The organism is Acinetobacter sp. CIP A162, from assembly GCF_000367905.1.
Lineage (GTDB): Bacteria > Pseudomonadota > Gammaproteobacteria > Pseudomonadales > Moraxellaceae > Acinetobacter > Acinetobacter lwoffii.
This window is the reverse complement of the sequence record NZ_KB849158.1, coordinates 108,772-127,878: the sequence shown is the minus strand read 5'-3', so window position 1 is coordinate 127,878 and position 19,107 is coordinate 108,772. Positions and strand designations below refer to the sequence as shown.

Below are 19,107 nucleotides of genomic sequence, written 5' to 3'. Positions count from 1 at the left end.
TGTTAAATTAAAAAAACAGACTTTGATTAATGTTCAAATTCTGCACTTACATGGATGGATATGGAAATTGCAGGATTCAACTGAACATGATGATCTAAAGACATACAGTGCGAATAATCGAAAAATAAGCTTTATTCATGTTCTAGCCATAGGGCATGAATGCAGATTTGAGAAAGTATGCTGATGGAATCAGCAGGAACAACAAATACAAATGGACAAACTCAGGCAAGGTCGCCTGAAAACTACAACAGGAAAGAGGTTGTCGTCATGAAGACACTAGAACAGGCATATGCTGATTTTAATTTTGAAAATATGGTTCAAGAACATCTGGTTGGAAACGCAGAGAACATCAATGCGTATACCGAATGCTGTGGTCGCTACTTGGGTCAAAACCGAACTGCACTGATTTGGGAAGGCAAAAACGGAGACGCAGAGCAGTGGACCTTTGAACAACTGGCCGTGGCTTCAGGACAGCTGGCCAATTATATGCATTCTCTGGGTTTAAAGGCTGGTGACTGTATTGCAGGGTTGCTGCCAAGAACGCCAGCACTCTTAATTACTATATTAGCCACTTGGCGGATTGGTGCCATTTATCAACCTTTATTTACTGCCTTTGAAAGCAAAGCCATTGAACATCGTATCAGTACCGCCAATACCCAGTTGATCGTTACTGATGAAGAACAACGACTGAAACTCCATGATTTCAATGTTCCTAATATTCTGACTGTGCATCAAACAGCGACAAATAATTATCAAGATGCGGATTTCTGGACAGCCTTACAGCAACAACCAGAGGAGTTTGAACCGGTAAATTGCCAGTTTAATGATGTCTTCCTGATGATGTTTACTTCAGGTACGACAGGCTTGGCAAAATCGGTTCCTGTACCTTTAAAAGCGTTGTTGGCCTTTAAAGGCTATATGCTGCACGCCGTAGATCTGCGAGATGAAGATTCCTTCTGGAATCTGGCAGATCCGGGCTGGGCGTATGGACTGTATTATGGTATTGCAGGGCCGTTGAGTTTAGGGCACAGCATCATCATGGATGAACGTGGCTTTAGTGTCGATAATGCCGTACAAATCATTCAAAAATATCAGGTGAATAACCTGACTGGTTCGCCAACCGCATTTCGCATGTTCTTTGGCTTTAAAGAAAAATTTGATGCAGGCATCAGTTCGCATTTACGCGTGGTAAGTAGTGCGGGTGAGCCGCTCACGCCTGAAGTGATTCAGTGGTTTAATCATGATTTAAATGTGAATATTTACGATCAATATGGACAGACTGAACTGGGGATGGTGATCGCTAATCATCATGGCCTAGAGCATTATAAAAAAGTTGGTTCAGCCGGTTTTGCGATTCCTGGGCATCGTTTTGCTGTATTGAACAAAGAACATCAGGAGGTAGAAAAAGGCGGGATTGGAACCTTGGCAATTGACTGTTCAGCTTCACCTTTGATGTGGTTTGAAGGCTATGCAGGGCATAACCGCAAGTCATTTGTCGGGCAGTATTATCTCACTGGTGATACCGTGAAGCTGAATGAATATGGCGGTATTGATTTTATTGGACGTGCAGATGATGTCATTACAACCTCAGGATATCGGGTTGGACCTTTTGATGTAGAAAGTACTTTGCTTGAATGTGAAGAAGTGCTTGAATCTGCAGTCGTCGGCAAGCCAGATCCAGAACGTACTGAAATTGTGAAAGCCTTTGTAGTACTTAAATCAGCATATCCAGCCACTGAAGATTTGATGTTGAAACTGCAAAGTTATGTACGTTCACGCTTATCCAAACATGCCTATCCGAAAGAGATTGAGTTTGTGACGTCTTTGCCTAAAACATCGAGTGGCAAGATTCAGCGCAATTTACTCAAACAGCAGGAAGTTGCCAAACTTCAAGAGATGAAGCGAGTCAGTTAATTTTTCAAATTAATTGTTTGATTGAATGTTCAAAGGCTGCCATGGCAGCCTTTGGTTTTTTTAGGAAATAAATCTTCTACTTAAATTTTAGTCAGATATTGAGCTGATTTCCCCAAACTTATATCTTCAAGAGAGCAGATTGAGGCAAGCTAAAATTATAATTTTTATGTCATTACAGTAAAATTACATTAATATTTAAAATGAAATATATCAAAAATTTAGCCTCTTAATTTCAAGAGGCTAAACCTCATTCATTACCAGATATTACTTTGTAGATTCACTTTTTGATGTTCTGCATGCGGTTCGCCCGCTTCGCCGGTAACACCGCCTTTTAAGGCTTTAAAAAGCTGGGTAACTTTGTTATCTGTGACATTCCAGTATTCTGCGCTGACTGCTTTAGCAATCAATACCCGTACGGTCGGATCATCCTTGCCTTCAAACCAGTTTTCTGCCCACGGATTCCACAACTGTTCAATCAGAATGCGGTCAGTACTGATCTGGGCATGAGCACTGATCGACACATAGATACCATCTGATGGTTTTGCAAAAGACAGGCCAATTTGACCACGGCCAGTTTCTGCTGCTTTGACCAGATCATTGGTATTACGCAGGATGAAATATAAGTTTTGACGTTCGTTCATCTGTTCGGAGTTCAGCATGGTCATCGGCTGGGAGTGTATTTCATGTGTATCATTTAAATGGCTGATCATGGTGTAACGGACATCCTTGATCAATTCCCATAATTTTTCACGATTATCATGTTGAGTATTGTTATGCTCGGTCATGTATGTTCTCCATACGATTTTATGAAAGCTGAAAAGATTGCTTGGTATTTTCAGATTAATCATATTTAGAGACAGATGCCTTAGGTCTCACTGAACTCATACATTTTCATACTCAAATACAGGCAGAGACTACAGAATTGCTAAACAGGGCTGCTCTATTTACAGGGTAATTCAATAGCAAAGATTTTAAAAACTTCAGGTCTGACACCTTTTATAAATGAGAAAGAGCTGTTTGCCGGAACCGTTGAATTGAGGTGATTCAAAAAATCTTGCCAAGCCATAGCGGCTGCAACTTGATACCGAGCGTTTAGCTGATATGCTATTTGGCTCAACGATTGCCGAATAATTTATTGATGTGCTGTGAATTGACTGTGAGATTGATATTCCAGAGATTTATCAGTCCTTAAAAACTTCAGTAAAGCTAATTTTTGCGATCATTGTTAAAAATTTTCGAAACAAGGAAAGACGTTGTCTACATTTAACATGGATGCCATATCCCCAGAATTCGAACTCACCGATGCTGAACTGCATCTGTATAGCCGTCAGATTCTTCTGGATGGCTGGGATATTGACGCTCAAGAACGCTTAAAATTTTCGAATATCTGCATTATTGGTTGTGGCGGGATTGGCTGTGCACTGGCAGAACTTCTGGCACGCGCAGGTGTGGGGAAAATTACCCTGATCGATCCAGATACCATCGAGATGAGTAATTTGCAGCGACAACTGGCATTTATACCGCAGGATATTGGATTTTATAAGGCAGAAACTCTCGCCAAAAGACTGAGTCAGGTTAATCCGAACGTACAGGTTGAATATATCAATCAGGCCTTAACGGCTGACAATGCAGTAAGTGTGATCGAGCATCAGGATCTGGTACTGGATGGTTGTGATCAGTTTGCCACACGCTATCTGGTCAATCAGATGTGTGTTGAGCTGAATGTGCCTTTATTGAGTGCTTCTGCGATTGGCTTGCAAGGCCAGCTGTTTATGGTCGAAGGGGATTCCGCCTGTTATGCCTGCCTGTTTCCGCCAGAAAATCAGGCCGATGAAAGTCTGCGCTGTGCAGACTCCGGTGTACTGGCGACCACCCCGAATGTGATGGCCAGCTTGCAGGCACATCATGCCTTGTTATATCTGGGATTGGGCCAGATGCCACTTCGACAAAAGCTGTTGTTGTGGGATGGACTGAGTTTTAAGCAGCGGATTCTCGCTTTCGAAAAAGATACAGATTGCCCAATCTGTCAGGTAAGATAAGCCTGCAAAGTGATTTTTTTTTGCTACACTGCGTTTAATTAATTTTTCCTAAGACATTATGAAAAACAATATCTGGTTAGATGGAATACGTTCAGTTGCCCGTATGGGAGAAACAGCAGTCGTTGCGGCAAAGGCGGGCTTTAAATATGCCACTGAAAAGCCGAGCAATGCCAAACTGATGCGTGAAACTTTTGAATCCTTAGGTTCAACTTATATCAAGCTCGGTCAGTTTATTGCCAGTACGCCGTCACTATTTCCACGTGAATATGTTGAAGAATTTCAGGGCTGTCTGGATCAGACACCACGCTTGCCGTTTAGCTATATCCAGCAGGTTTTAGCCTCTGAATTTGCAGGACGTAACCTGGATGAAATCTTTGCATCGATTGATGAAACGCCATTAGCCTCTGCATCTATTGCACAGGTGCATGCGGCCAAACTGGTGTCTGGCGAAGATGTGGTGATTAAAGTACAAAAACCGGGCGTAGAAACCATTTTGTACACTGACTTGAATGTGCTGCATTGGGCAACCAAGTTGCTGGAAAAAGCAGTCCCGAAAGTCAAGTTTGCTTCACTGGCTGACATTGTCGAAGAAATCAAAACCCGTATGGTGCGTGAAGTCGATTTTATCGAGGAAGCCCAGAATCTGGATGATTTTGTCAATTACCTGAATATCACCAACAATCAGGCAGCCACTGCACCTAAGGTTTATCATCAATATTCGACCCGTCGTGTGCTCACCATGCAGCGTTTATACGGTGTGCCTTTGACAGATTTTGAAGTGGTCAAAAAAGTATCTAAAGATCCATCTCAAGTACTCATTACCGCGATGAATACCTGGTTTGGCAGCTTGATGATGTGTAACAGTTTCCATGCCGATCTGCATGCAGGCAACCTGATGCTGCTCGAAGATGGCCGTGTCGGTTTTATTGATTTCGGTATTGTGGGTCAGCTTAAGCCTGAAGTATGGACGGCATGTATGGCATTTATGGATTCATTGCAACATACCAATTATGAGCTGATGGCGCAAAACATGCTGAAAATGGGCATGACCGCTGTGCAGATTGACACCAAAGTCTTGGCTGCTGATCTGGAACGTTTATTTAGCGGTGTATTGATGGCGGATCCGCAGGAATTGTTAACGTCCAACCCTGCTGACCTGAACGATATCATGATGGATATGGTGGCTGTGGGTGAACGTCATGGCATCCGGTTCCCGCGCGATTTTGCCTTGCTGTTCAAGCAAATGCTGTATTTCGACCGTTTCATGCGAATTCTTGCGCCGTATACCGACATCTATGCCGATCAGCGTTTGCAAATGGTGCAAAGCATGGATCCGAATCTGCTGTTAAAGCATTAATCTTAAACTCATCTAGACTTGGAAAAATCCCTCTAAATCCCCCTTTAAAAAAGGGGGACTTTAAAAGCTCCTCCCTTTGTAAAGGAGCTTGAGAGGGATGCAGCCAGTACTAAATTTTCGAGCAATCCAATGGACGCCATTATTATTGAAGGTTTAAAGGTTGAGACAGTCGTGGGCTGCTTTAACTGGGAGCGTCAAATTATTCAGCCTCTAATGCTGGATTTGACCATTCAAACCGATTTAGAACAGGCATCAAACTCAGATGCACTTGCAGATACGCTGAATTATGCAGAAATTTGTGAGATTTCCAGCAAAGTCATTCAAGACGCCAAGCCTGAATTGATTGAACATGCAGCAAAGTTAGTGCTGAATGCACTTTTTACTACCTTTACAGCAATTGAATCGATTAATATTACGATCCGTAAGCCTGCCATTATCGCGCAAGCCAATTCTGTAGGGATACGTCTTGAACGCCACCGAAACGATTTTCGCCCTAGCATTAGCGAGTAATTGTCATCCTCAGCAACATTTTCAAGCTGCACAGCAACGTATTTCCGAATGGGGAGAAGTCCAGTTTTCTCCCATTTATATGATTCCTTGCCGTGATGGCATCGGCGCAGATTACTGGAATGCAGCGTGTTTATTGCGAAGTTCGGTGTCTAGTGAAGACCTGATTGAGCTGCTCAAACAGCTGGAACAGGCATTAGGGCGAGTACGTCCATCCCATCAGATTACTTTGGATGTTGATTTGATTGCCTGGGGATCCGATCTTCAACATATGCAGTTTAATGAAAAAAAATTGCCTTTGGCTTTGGATGTGAAAGTGCCCATGTTTGATATCTGGCATGATGCCATGTTCGAACATGGATCACATAGCTTCCCAACAGTTGAACAGCTGATTTAAATCAAATCACCTAATTTTTTGCTCATAAATTTTATCCAGTAAGAATGATTAACCAACCTGATCAAACAAGATCAGGCTTTTTTTATGATTCAATTTTTTGTTTTAGATGAAAAGAAAAATTCAGATAAGATGAGGTGCTTAAGTATAGAGCTCATTTAAAAATGAAAATATTAGAAATCTTGGTTTCGGTGATTTTAATCCTTGGGATTCTTTATGTGATCCAATGGGGATTTCATGGTTTTCCGACGGGAAATTAATATTTGATTGATTTAAAGCTCTGGAATTTATTTTAAGATCAGTAAAAACCCTCAAAGCAGTAAAAATGCCTCATCGCTCTTTCACTTTTTCTTGTTATAAAAAATGATCAGCAATATGATAATGATCGCCAAGATGGCAAGAATGATCGTAGTTTCCATAACAATACCTCTCATGCATAGATCTTAGGTTTTAAATATCTAAATTAAAACCGAACATATATTAATTAAACTCAAGTTTTGTTAGAGCGGCTAGTTTTTGAAAAAACATTTTTCAGTGATGTTAATACAAGAGCCGCTCAATCCTATTCTTTGTCTAGCTAAAAAATAAACACATATTTAGGCAACAGACACATTAAATAATGATCCGATCCATGCACTGAATAACATGGCGATAATTCCCCAGAGCATCACCCGAACAGCACCTCTCCAGACACTTACTCCACCGGCATAGCTTGCCAGTGCACCCATCATCCCCAAACTTAAAACGCCAATCAGCATGACGCCTTTATCCAGATAGTGTTCCGGTAAAATCATGATTGAAATTAAAGGGAATAATGAACCTACCGTAAAGGCCATGGCGGAAGAAAATGCAGCGAGAAAAGGTTGGGCAGAGGTATGTGCTGAAATACCAATTTCGTCTCGAGCATGGGCATCCAAGGCATTATGGTTGGTCAGCTGTTCAGCGACCTGTTGTGCCAAAGCAGGTTCCAACCCACGCTGTATATAAATCGTTTTGAGCTCATTTAACTCATGGGTGGGATGGCGCTGGAGTTCGCGCTCTTCCATGAGTAGATCATTGGTTTCAATATCTTGCTGGGATTTAACCGAAATATATTCACCGGCCGCCATTGATGCGGCTCCAGAAATCAATCCGGCAACACAGGTCACCAATAAAATTTCTGTGGATGCTCCACTGGCTGCAATACCCACCACCAGACTGGTGACCGAAATAATCCCGTCATTTGCCCCCAGTACAGCTGCACGAAGCCAGCCCGCGCGTTCGATATAATGTTTTTCAAGATGGTATGAATGGCGCACAATGAAGCCCCTTTTTTATTATCATCATGATTATATTAAATTTAAGTCATGTATAGATAGTAGGATTGAATCGATCTGAAAATTATCTTGAATGATCAGCTCATCGTGCGCTTGGCTGAGCATTTTATCAATCCAAGATAAAATCGAAGTGAGATTCATAAGTTCAAGAAATCAGACGCACTTGATACATAATTGATTTACGAATGGTAAAAATGACTAGGGTGTGTTGACACTTTTAGCTTAAAAAAATAGCGAAGTAGTAAAATCAAATCGCCAAACCCAATTTTACTATTCGCTATGCCTCGTACCATGCTGACAGATCAACACTGGCAAAAGTTGAAAGTTATTCTGCGTAATTTATCCATTCACCACAACTCAAATTTACGCAATTTTATTGAAGCTATTCTCTATAGAATTAGAACAGGCTGTCCGTGGCGAGATATTCCTTGCTGTTTTGGTCATTCAAACTCTATTTTCAAACGTTTTAATCGTTGGTCAAGCAGCGGTAAGTTACTTAGATTATTCAAATTACTAGCCTCATGCCCCGATATGGAGTGGATTTTTATTGATGGCTCTCATGTACGTGCTCATCAACATTCTGCCGGCATAGCGAATCAATCTATTTCTAAAAGTGTAGGAGGAAACTCCTCAAAAATACATTTGATTGTTGATGCACATGGCAATCCTATTGATTTCATGATTACCGATGGAACCACACATGATGTTAAAGTTGCACCTGATTTAATATCAACATTAGATTTAAAAGAGACAAAAGTGGTATGTGCAGATAAAGGCTATGATTCAGAACCACTGCGTGAACAGATCAGGAAAACAGGGACTAAAGCGAATATACCAAAGAAAACAAATAGCCAATCGAACAATGACCATATGGACTGGTATTTATATAAAATCAGGCATTTAGTTGAAAATATGTTTTGTAGATTAAAGCAATTTAGAGGAATAGCTACTCGATATGACAAGCTCAAAAGAAATTATCAAAGTTCTGTTGCTTTAGCCTGTATATTTTTATGGCTACCTTTATAGGGTTAATTATGAACAGTAAATGTCAACAGACCCTAAAGCAAATCAAACATATCGAACAAAATAATAGCTGAGTGAGTTGGTTTAAAAAGAGAATTATCATGAAAGAAAAACATGAAAGCCATAAATGCTTGGTATGCGGCAAGCACTTTCTTCTGAAAAATCTCACCCCGATGGGAACAGTCAGACAAGTCATTACCGAAGAGATTGCCAAAGATATTCCAGGCTGGACACCGCAAGATTATATTTGCCAGGCAGATTTAACCCAGTACCGTATACAGTATGTACATTCATTATTAAGTTCGGAAAAGGGTGAAGTGACTGATCTTGAGTTTGAAGTGATTGATAGCATGCATCAGCATGAACTGATTACCAAAAATGTGGAAACGACCTTAGAGCAAAAGTGGACCTTGGGAGAAAGGCTCGCCGATAAAATTGCAACTTTTGGTGGAAGCTGGACCTTTTTGATTTGTTTTGCAATCTTCTTGGGCCTGTGGATTACGATAAATACTGTGGTGATGGTGACACGACCTGCTGATCCTTATCCTTTTATTCTGTTGAATTTAATCCTATCCTGTCTTGCGGCGATTCAGGCACCTATTATTATGATGAGCCAGAACAGACAGGAAGCAAAAGACCGCTTACGTTCGCAAAATGATTATCAGATCAATTTAAAAGCCGAGCTGGAAATCCAATACTTGCATGAAAAATTAGATCATCTGCTGCTACATCAATGGGAACGGCTGGCGCAAATTCAGGAAATCCAGCTGGACCTGCTTTCTGAAATGAGCAAAAAAGATTAAAGGATGCTGTGGGGGAATCTCTATTATTTTATAGAGCTTATAAGTAATAAGATCGCCATATGCCTTGAGTTGTTATTATCTCGCTCAAGATTTGACCCATATTAAAAAGCCCACAAATGAGTGGGCTCAAACTAAAACCGTCTTATTTAAATAAAATAACTGGTTTTGGTCATCAACTTGGAAATGCCTGTCATGGCGATCTTAACTGGAACGGGTAGATCTACACCGCCAGCATTTAACGCTGTATCCCGATGATGCAGTTCATCTTCATTCATCTGTTCTAGAATACGACGAGAACGTTCATCCTGCGGTGGCAACTGGCTAATATGATGCTGTAAATGCATGCTGACCTGACGTTCTGTTTCAGCCACAAAACCCAAGCTGTATTTGTCACCTGCGATTCCGGCAATCGCGCCCATACCAAAGGAAAGACCGTACCAGACCGGATTGAGTAGGCTGGTATGGCTATCCAGTTCTTTTAAGCGGTCTTCACACCAGGCCAGATGATCCTGTTCTTCAATCGCTGCCTGTTCCATTTCACGACGTACATTCGGGAGTTTAGCCGTCATCGCCTGACCATGGTACAGTGCCTGTGCGCAAACCTCACCACTATGATTGACCCGCATTAAACCTGCTACATGACGTGCATCACTGACCGTTAATTGTGTTTCTACCGGTTGGGCCGGATTTTCACGTCGTGCCGATGTCGTGCCCGGGACGAGACTGCGTAATGCCTGATCAAAAGAATGAATCAGCTTATCGACACCTGTATATTGACGCATGAATTAATCCTCCAAGGGTGCTTTCGCAGTTTTGATCATAGGTTTGAGTCGGAAAAGCAGCCATAAGGTAAACAGGCCACTCAATACTGCGGTAATACAAAAAAGTATTTTAAGATCAAGCTCTAAAACACTTAAAATAATAATCGAGAATATAGCAGAAGATACCATGAAAACGGCATTCAAAATGTTATTTGCTGCAACCACCCGCGCACGATGTGAGCGAGGCGAATGCGCCTGCATCATCGCATAGAGCGGAACAATATAAAAACCACCACTTATTCCGAGCAAGGTGACGGCCAGCATCACATGATAATAGCTCCAGCCTTGCTGAAAGACATCTGCCAAGCCGATTAATGCACCTGTACGCTCCGGAACAAAGGCCAGACTCGCGGCCAGATACAGGGCAAAGATCACCAGACCGATCGCGCCAAAAGGCACCATCTTGATATTGACCTGGCTGCCACCAATTTTACGGCATAAGTATGAACCCAGACCAATTCCGACAGAAAAAAAGGTTAAGAGCAGACTGGCGACATTTTCAGATGCATGCAGATTTTGTAATGTCAGCTGAGGAATCTGGGTCAGATAGGTTGCACCATAAAACCAGTACCATGAGTTGCCCAGTAAAATGGTAAAAATCAGAGGTAAGCTTTTGGCATATTTCAAGGTCTGCAAGCTGGTGCGGAAGAAATTCCAGTCAACTTGCAGCTCAGGCGCGGGAATACTTTGTTTCAGGATATAGCGACTGGATATATAACCAATCAAGGCGATGCTGATGACGGTTAAACTGATCCAGATCAGGTTGCCGGCGGAAGCTGCAATGACTGCACCGCCCAGAATCATACCGAATAGGATTGCCAGAGAAGTTCCGGACTGAAACAGGGCATTGCCGGACATCAGTTCATTCGGTTTCAGGACTTCAGGTAAAATCGCATATTTGATCGGGCCAAAGAAAGTGGAATGGGTGCCCATCAGGAACAGGGCAAATAACAGAATCCATAAATTGCCCATGAGGAAACCGACAGTTCCCAGCAACATAATGGCAATTTCCAGAAGCTTGAGATAGCGAATCAGCTGTGAACGTTCGTATTTGTCGGCAATCTGACCGGCCGTGGCTGAAAAAATAAAATAGGGCAAGATAAACAGTAAAGCCGCCAGATTATTTAAAGTGCTGATGCTGGCCGATTGCTGTTGAATCCAGCCATAAGTAATGACCAGCAGTAACGCCTGTTTAAATACATTATCGTTTAATGCACCAAAAAACTGCGTCAGAAACATCGGTAAAAAGCGCCGAGAAGCTAACAAATGTTCATTTTTGTTCATATAGGCCGTGCTACATTAAGTTTTATTAAGAAATGTCAGTTATGCGTAAACATTGAGAAAAATCATGTAAGATACTTTCAGCCATGTAAAGGTAAAAACCAATTAATTAAGCTCCTTAGCTTATATTTTTCGGTCAAATAATCAATTAAAGAATGTATTCGTTTAGAGTTTGCTATGCCTGCAAAGAAAAATTTTAAAAAAACGATGCTAAATCGCAGTATGGGGCCTCTCATACCACAGCATAGTGGTATGCAGCTGTGTATGAGCATCTTTTTTATGATGTTATCCCATCAGAGCATGGCACAAACCGAACAGCCAGAAACACCCGTAGCCATTTCTCAGGCAGAAATGGTGGACGAGCTATCTAAAGAAGCGATTCGTCAGGGGGTGGCCACGTCTGAAACTGAAGCAGAAGAAAAAATCGAAGAAGCCTTGGAGCCGGAAGTACCAGTTGACAGCATGTTGATGCTGGAACAACAGCAAAATGCAGGATCTGGTCTGGGTGAATTTACGCCGATCGAGTTTGATGATCTGGAAGATCTGCCAGTACAGACTATTGATCAGAACATGGCGAATGAAATTTACCAGGTAGCCGAGCAAGCCAAACAGGAAGCACAAAACTATCGCAATACTCAGACCAGCGAAACGGTGGTGGCCGATATCAGCCAGCAAGAACTGCTGGAAATCAATCAGGCGCCGGTTAATGTCGATCAGTTGATGCAATCGATTCAGGCTGACAGCCAGATTATTGTACAAAATAATGAAGCCGGATTGACCTTGCCAGAAGTGCCAGGTCAGCTTGTCGCTGAGGATGATAAACGTCCGAATCTGTTCAAACGACTATTTTATAAAATCCGTCCTCCACGTCAGATCATGACCGCAAGAGTTCCCCGCATTAGTGCAGATGTGGTGATCATAAATGGGCAAGGTGTGGCGCAAAGTAACGGTATGCTGAATCGTAAAGATGTGCCTGAAGGCCATCTGAATTTAAGAAATAATGTCAAAGCCAAATTATCCAGTTTTACCCAAGAGTCTTTTGGCGACTTTAATTCGGCTTTGCCGCAATTACGCACCTTGTCCAGACAGGCAGCGCAAGCGGTGGGCTATTATAATGCTCAGTTCAGATTTGAAAAACTCTCTGACAGTCGGGTTCGGGTTTTTGTGACCCCGAATGAACCTGTCCTGATTAGCAGTCAAAATATTGAATTTACTGGAGAGGGCGCCGAACAGCCGCAATTCCAGGTCATCAGTCTTTTACCTGAACAGGAAGAAGGCGATATTTTCAATCATGGCAATTATGAAAAAACCAAGACACGCATTACCACAGCAGCCAATAACAATGGTTATTTTGATTCATTCTGGCGTCTGCATGATGTAAAGATTGCTCAGCCACAAAACACCGCCGATGTGAATCTGCGTTTTGAAACGGGTGAACGTTATAAATTAGGCAATGTCGAGTTCAGAATGAGCGATCCTGAAAAGGAATTTCCGCTGGATCGAGACGTACTGGAAAGTCTGGTCACCTGGACAGATGGTGCAGATTATACCTTCTGGCGGGTGAATGGCTTGGCCAATAACCTGACCAACTCACGTTATTTTAACTATACTCTGGTGGATGCGATTCGCCCTGATCCGCTTGATAAAGAGCTGGAACTGGCACCCGATATTCAAAGCCTGATTGAAGAACAGAAACGGACTGAAGATCAGGCTGCTACTATGCAACCAGCTCGCTCGGTATCCTCTTCTCAGGAAGTGACCCAGAATGTCGTAGATGAAGACCAGTTTGCCGGTAGCCGCGATCAGGAAAGCGCAAATTTAAGAACTTTACGGGTTGAGCAGCAAACCAAAGAGAATGAACAGGACCGTTTAAAAGTACAGGCACGGGAAGAGAAAAAGATTCCAGTGATTGTGACTTTAAATGCAGACCGTTTAAATAGTGCTGAAGTGGGTTTGGGTTATGGCACAGATACCGATATCCGCTTACGTGGTCAATATCGTCGTGCCATTGTGAACAAGCGCGGACATTCGTTTGATGCCAACATGGAGTTATCTGGCATCCGTCAGTCGATTGATGGACGTTATAATATTCCCTATCACCATCCGCTGAATGATTATGTCAGTATTGTGGGTGGTTATGAGCGTGAAGAGCGTGAAGGCGTCGCACAGGGTGAAGGCCTGTTGATTGAATCGGCAGTCTTAGGTGCAGACCGGATTATCAAGAATCCACGTGGTAGCTGGCAGCGGACTTTTGGCGCACGTTATCGTCTGGATCGTTTGAAGCAGGATGGTTCTGTCGATTTTAACCAGATTCCAGAAGCTTTTCGCTTTAATACCGAAGATGAGCAGCAATCGCTATTAGTCGGTTATGAAGTTTCACGTACCGAGAGCGATCGTCGGGTCAACCCAACCAAAGGTTTTAAGCAGACCTATAAGATTGAACTGGGCAGTGAGGCTTTACTCTCTGATGCCGATATGGCCATTGTGAATGCAGGTTGGCGGTTTATCTATTCATTGGGTGAAAATGCAGACCATCAGTTTGTGGGTCGTGCCGATGCAGGCTATATCTTTACTGAAGATTTTGCCAAAGTGCCGTATAACCTGAGATATTTTACCGGGGGTGACCAGAGTATCCGCGGTTTTGATTATAAGAGCCTTTCTCCGGAAATTGACGGTTTTAAAGTAGGTGGTCAGGCCTTGGGCGTGGCTTCATTAGAATATAATTATCAGTTTAAGGAAGGCTGGCGTGCTGCGGTCTTTGCAGATGCCGGAAATGCCTATAATAAAGAATTCAGTAATCCGACCGAATATGGCGCGGGTGTGGGTGTGCGTTGGGCTTCACCGATTGGGCCAATACGTATAGATGTTGCGACTGGACTGTCTGATGACAATTATCCGATTCGTTTACATTTCTTTATTGGATCACAGTTATAAAACATCATTTTAAAAAATAGTTATTTGGGTAGATCATGGTCGAGAACCAACCACAGCCAGAACAAGAACCACAAGATAGCGTTGTGCCGAAAAAGCGCCGTATATTCAGAAGCATCCTATTGTCGGTGCTTTTTTCGCTGATTTTTCTGCTGTCTGTGTTGGCTCTACTGTTTTCGACCAATCAGGGCAGTAAATTTCTGCTGGATCAGGTGCTGGAACGCCAGCAAATTATTCAATATGAATATGAAGGCGGCAATTTATGGCGCGGAATTATTCTTAAAAATGTGCTGGTCAGCCTGAAACCAGTCGATGTCAAAATTGATCGTGCTGATGTCAAGCTGGGTTGGCGCGCGATTGTCAAAAAAGAAATTCATCTGACTGAAGCCGATGTCCTCAATCTGCAAATTATTAACAAGCGACCTTCAACGGGCGAACCGTTCAAGTTTAATGCTATCCGTTTGCCTTTTATCTTGCGCGTTGATCATCTATTACTCGATCATCTGGTGATTAAAACCCAGACCAATGCAGTCGATTTCTATAATATTGAACTAAATGAGGCACTCTGGTCTGGTACCGAATTAAATTTTGAAGATTCCCGTATGGACATGGGCTATCTGTCGGTACGTGAAGCCACGGGTAAAATGCAGTTTGAAGGCAAATATCCTCTAGATGCCACAGGCATCGTCAATCTGCCTTCTTTAAGAGACAGCTTGAATATTCATGATATTCAGGTGCGGGCACGCGGAACACTGGACACGATTCAGGCTGGCGTAGCGACCAATACACCTGATTTATTAACGGGTTGGGTTATCGTGCATCCGATGCGTCCTCAGGTACCGATGCGCGGCGAGTTGAAGTTCAAGGATTATCACTGGCCTATTCTGGCCGAACAGAAACTGTTTACCAAAGACGGTATTGCCGAGTTTAATGGCGATATCAAGCGTCTGAACCTGAACGTCCAGACTGACCTGATTGGGGAAAATATTCCACAAGGTCAGTATAGTGCGGTGATGTATACCGATCTGGTCAATCAGCTGAATATTACCGACCTAAATGGTCAGTTGATGAAAGGCGCAGTTAGCCTTGCCGGGACAGTGGGCTGGAAAGATCGGGTCAGCTGGGATCTGGCTGGGCGTTTGAACGGGATTGATCCTAAACATGAGCGCATTCCGCAAGTCGTACAAGATTTCTTGCCGCCAAGTCTGGATGCGAATATTGCTTCTGCGGGTAACCTGGAAAATGGCCTGCACCTTACTGGACTGGTTGATTTCGACCGTTATGAAAGCTGGAAGCTGAAGTTGGATCAAAACCCGGTCAAAGACAATAAAGCGCAGCCGATGCTGCTGGATGTTGCCTGGAAAAATATTGATCGCGCCGTACCTTATGTGGGCTGGCTCAGCAGTGAGTCTGGCGATGTTAAATTGGCATTGGTTGAAGGTCAGCAGAATATTCATGTGGCCACTAAAGTCGAGCAGCATGAAGAAGGACTTCTGCCTGCAGGTATGTACCAAGCCAAGCTCAATCTGAACAAAAATATCCTGAATGTCCCAAGCTTTAATTACAGCGCCAATGCAGCAGGCAGCTTAAGCGGCAATGCACGGATTGAACTGCCACAGGAAAAACGTCAGTTAAAATGGACCGCGGTATTAAATGCCAAAAATTTGAATACTCAAAGTATTGCCGCAGCTTCACCGGTAGATCGTTTGAATGGCCAGGTTAAAGCCAATGGTTATGCGCAACCGAATCAGCAGATTATTAAACTGAATAGTGTCGACCTGACCGGACGACTAGCGGAGCAAAATGAAACCGTACGTTTGACCGGAAACAGCACCATTGCCTTGTTATTCCATAATGAAAAAGCGGGTGGTGGTTTTAAAGGTTATGCGGTCAATTATGATGGTGCTTTAAATGCCAGCCAGCTTAAAGCCAGTCAGGGTATGCTGAAACTGCGCGTTTCAGGCACACCAGAAATGTTGAAGATAAATGAATTTCGTCATGATGGTGTGGCTGGCAAGATTAATGCCAACGGTCTGGTCAATCTGGCGAATGGCATTGGCTGGGATATCAACGCATCCTTAATCCGCTTTAAGCCGCAATATTTTAATGCCAAACTGAAAGGTGAATTGTCAGGCAATGTGCAAACTCAAGGGGTGTGGTCAGATGCCTTAAAACGCATTCAGATTCAACGCTTGAATCTGGCCGGTATGCTGAATAACAAACCGGTACGTGGCAAGGGTAATTTATCGGTCATCATTAATTCAAACCAGCGTGGTTTTGTCCCAGAGCAGTTTGAAGCCAATAACTTGTTCCTGTCTTATGCCAGCAACCAGATTCAGGCGACTGGTAATGCGCAGAATCTGCAACTCAAAGTCAATGCACCGGCGCTGTTTGAGCTGTATCCAGGCTTAAGAGGTCGGGCGCAGGGCTATATCAATATGCAGGCACAGCCTCGCTTACAGGCTTCGGCTAACCTGTCTATTGATAATTTTGCCTTTAAAAACTTGTTTAGCGTGCAGAAAGTTCGTGTTCGCGGCCAGTTGCCGACATCGCAAAGCACACCAACCTTATTGACTGCAACCATGGATCGTCTGCGTAGCGGTTCACGCGAGATTGTACGTGGTGAGATCTCACTGGCCGGTACCCGTGCTGCACACATTCTCAAAGTGCAGGCCGAAAACCGCTTGTCCGAATTCTTTGTGCAGCTTGCCGGCGGTTTTAATGCCCAGAATAACTGGCTGGGTCAAATTCAAAGAGGTGATTTCGACTCTTTACGTGCCCGTCTGGTACAGCGTCAGAATGCAGCCGTGATTTATAACAGTGCTCAATCGGATCTGTTCATCGGTGCTCATTGCTGGATGAGTCAGCAAAGCCAGTTGTGTTTTGATCAGCCGATTCGGGTCAACAAAAACCGTGGCAGTGCCTCTTTTATTACCCAAAACCTTGATCTGGAAGATTTCAGTGCATTCTTGCCTGATGGATTGGCGTTGACGGGTAAAGTCAATGGTTATGCCAAGGCTGCCTGGGCGCAAGGTGCCAAACCTAAAATTGACGCACGTCTGGTGACGCGTAATGGTGTGGTGGGCTTATCTTCTGAAGATCCGGATTATTTGGGTTCTACACTGAAATATGATGAAGTCGGTCTGGTGGCAAAAAGTGTGGCAGATGGCTTGCAACTTCGGCTAGATGTTAAAACACCAGATATTGGAACCGGCTATGCCAATGTCATCATTGATCCATACCGTGACAGTAAACCGATGCGTGGCGAAATTGCCTTTAACCAGGTACGGCTCAAAGTCTTTAAGCCATTTATTCAGGACATCCGTAATCTGGACGGGATTTTATCTTATGCCGGAAAAATTAGCGGAACTTTAACGGATCCTTTGCTTGAAGGTGAGGTTCGTGTCAAAGATGCTTCAATCAGCATGATCTCCCTACCGGTGAATTTGACCAATGTACAGCTCTATTCATCCATACGTCAGAATTCGGCCAGCATCAATGGCGCATTTAACAGTGGTCGTGGTGTGGGTAAATTAACCGGATCGGTCGACTGGAAAGGCGATCCGCGAGTGCAGTTAAAACTGCAAGGTGACAATCTGCTGATTCGTCAGGCCCCATTAATTACTGCTGTGGTGACACCTGATTTGACTCTGGACATGTATCCATTTAATAAAAAACTGAGTCTGAGTGGCACAGTTGATGTACCGCGTGCGCTGATTTCAATGCCTGAAGCCTCAGAACCTGTAGTCGGTTTATCTTCAGATGTACGGGTCGTACGTGAAGGTGATGATCAGCTGGCGATCTTGAAGTCGGCACGTCCTTGGGATATCCGGGCAGATGTCGCTGTTTCTTTAGGGAACCAGGTGATTTTCCAAGGCTTTGACAGTCGTATTCCACTCTTAGGTCGAGTCAATCTGTCACAGCGTGGTCTGGAAACTGCAATGCGTGCCAATGGTGCAATCGGGGTATCACAACGAGTAAAAATCGAAGCCTATGGCCAAAGTCTGGACCTGAATCGTGCTATCGCACGTTTTAATGGTGAACTCACCAATCCGACACTGGACATTGATGCCAATAAATCGGTTCAGGGTAGTACAGTGGGAGTGCGCGTAACAGGGACTGCATCGAGTCCCAGTATTCAGATTTATAATGATGCGGGCTTGTCAGAACAGGAAGCCTTGAATGCCTTGATTACCGGTCGTGTCAATGAAGGTGTATCTGGTTTAAGCCAGGCTGAAGGATTTAGATCTGATGTAAATAATACGATCGCTGCTGCGGGGATCAGTCTGGGCTTGGGTGGCACCCGCGCACTGACCAACCAGATCGGGCGCAGTTTTGGCTTAACTGGTCTAGCTCTGGATGCCCAAGGTACAGGAGATGATACCCAGGTTTCTGTGACTGGTTATATTACGCCTGATTTATATCTTCGTTATGGAGTCGGCGTGTTTACACCGGTGAATAAGCTGACTTTACGTTATCAGGTAAATCAGCGTCTGTATTTAGAAGCGAGTCAGTCTTTAGAACGTGCGATTGACTTGTTCTATAACTGGCGATTCTAATCCGAATAAAAAAGCCCTAAAATTTTAGGGCTTTTTTATGATGAGACAGGACAAAGATTTTATTGGCTATAAAGTAGATTGATTTATAGGCCAGCAGAAGCATTGATGTCTGAATCCAATCTCTATACATATACGACAATAAATCGCGAGTAGAGAAAGAAT

The 19,107-nt window shown here is 43.4% G+C and carries 13 protein-coding genes; 9 read left to right on the top strand and 4 right to left on the bottom strand.

The window, feature by feature from the left end:
• Positions 1-267: 267 nt before the first annotated feature.
• Entirely contained in the window at positions 268-1,914 is a 1,647-nt protein-coding gene (locus F995_RS03220) for an AMP-binding protein (RefSeq protein ID WP_004645392.1), read from the top strand.
• Positions 1,915-2,168: 254 nt separating this feature from the next.
• On the opposite strand, the gene F995_RS03215 is transcribed toward F995_RS03220, so the two are convergent.
• Complete coding sequence (locus F995_RS03215; protein WP_004645391.1) at positions 2,169-2,699, bottom strand: pyridoxamine 5'-phosphate oxidase family protein; 531 nt, start codon at positions 2,697-2,699, stop codon at positions 2,169-2,171.
• Between the two features lie 483 nt (positions 2,700-3,182).
• Between F995_RS03215 and F995_RS03210 the strand changes: the two genes are divergently transcribed.
• The 4 genes from F995_RS03210 to F995_RS03195 all read left to right on the top strand — a co-directional run bounded on the left by F995_RS03210 (position 3,183) and on the right by F995_RS03195 (position 6,214).
• Positions 3,183-3,953, top strand: a complete 771-nt coding sequence (locus F995_RS03210) for a HesA/MoeB/ThiF family protein (RefSeq protein WP_016807149.1) — start codon at positions 3,183-3,185, stop codon at positions 3,951-3,953.
• Between the two features lie 58 nt (positions 3,954-4,011).
• Positions 4,012-5,310, top strand: coding sequence for an ABC1 kinase family protein (locus F995_RS03205; RefSeq protein WP_004278767.1), 1,299 nt, complete (start codon positions 4,012-4,014; stop codon positions 5,308-5,310).
• A 129-nt stretch (positions 5,311-5,439) separates the two neighbouring features.
• Entirely contained in the window at positions 5,440-5,820 is a 381-nt protein-coding gene (gene folB, locus F995_RS03200; protein WP_004645388.1) for a dihydroneopterin aldolase, read from the top strand.
• Positions 5,777-6,214, top strand: a complete 438-nt coding sequence (locus F995_RS03195) for a 2-amino-4-hydroxy-6-hydroxymethyldihydropteridine diphosphokinase (RefSeq protein ID WP_004645387.1) — start codon at positions 5,777-5,779, stop codon at positions 6,212-6,214. Before folB ends, F995_RS03195 begins: the two co-directional genes overlap by 44 nt.
• Before the next feature lie 593 nt (positions 6,215-6,807).
• Here F995_RS03195 and F995_RS03190 read toward each other — a convergent pair.
• Complete coding sequence (locus tag F995_RS03190; RefSeq protein ID WP_004645386.1) at positions 6,808-7,509, bottom strand: VIT1/CCC1 transporter family protein; 702 nt, start codon at positions 7,507-7,509, stop codon at positions 6,808-6,810.
• Between the two features lie 297 nt (positions 7,510-7,806).
• On the opposite strand from F995_RS03190, the gene F995_RS03185 reads away from it, so the two are divergent.
• Entirely contained in the window at positions 7,807-8,553 is a 747-nt protein-coding gene (locus F995_RS03185) for an IS5-like element ISAba31 family transposase (protein ID WP_004645384.1), read from the top strand.
• Between the two features lie 98 nt (positions 8,554-8,651).
• Positions 8,652-9,353, top strand: a complete 702-nt coding sequence (locus F995_RS03180; RefSeq protein ID WP_004645383.1) for a DUF1003 domain-containing protein — start codon at positions 8,652-8,654, stop codon at positions 9,351-9,353.
• Between the two features lie 146 nt (positions 9,354-9,499).
• Here F995_RS03180 and coq7 read toward each other — a convergent pair whose 3' ends face one another.
• On the bottom strand, positions 9,500-10,135 hold the full coding sequence (gene coq7, locus F995_RS03175) for a 2-polyprenyl-3-methyl-6-methoxy-1,4-benzoquinone monooxygenase (protein WP_004645382.1): 636 nt from the start codon (positions 10,133-10,135) through the stop codon (positions 9,500-9,502).
• 3 nt (positions 10,136-10,138) lie between these two features.
• Entirely contained in the window at positions 10,139-11,458 is a 1,320-nt protein-coding gene (locus tag F995_RS03170) for an MFS transporter (protein WP_004645381.1), read from the bottom strand.
• Positions 11,459-11,632: 174 nt separating this feature from the next.
• On the opposite strand from F995_RS03170, the gene F995_RS03165 reads away from it, so the two are divergent.
• Both F995_RS03165 and F995_RS03160 read left to right on the top strand, forming a co-directional pair.
• A complete protein-coding gene (locus tag F995_RS03165) occupies positions 11,633-14,389 on the top strand; it encodes an autotransporter assembly complex protein TamA (protein ID WP_004645380.1) in 2,757 nt (918 codons plus the stop codon).
• A 35-nt stretch (positions 14,390-14,424) separates the two neighbouring features.
• Entirely contained in the window at positions 14,425-18,945 is a 4,521-nt protein-coding gene (locus F995_RS03160) for a translocation/assembly module TamB domain-containing protein (protein ID WP_004645378.1), read from the top strand.
• The last annotated feature ends 162 nt before the right edge of the window (positions 18,946-19,107 follow it).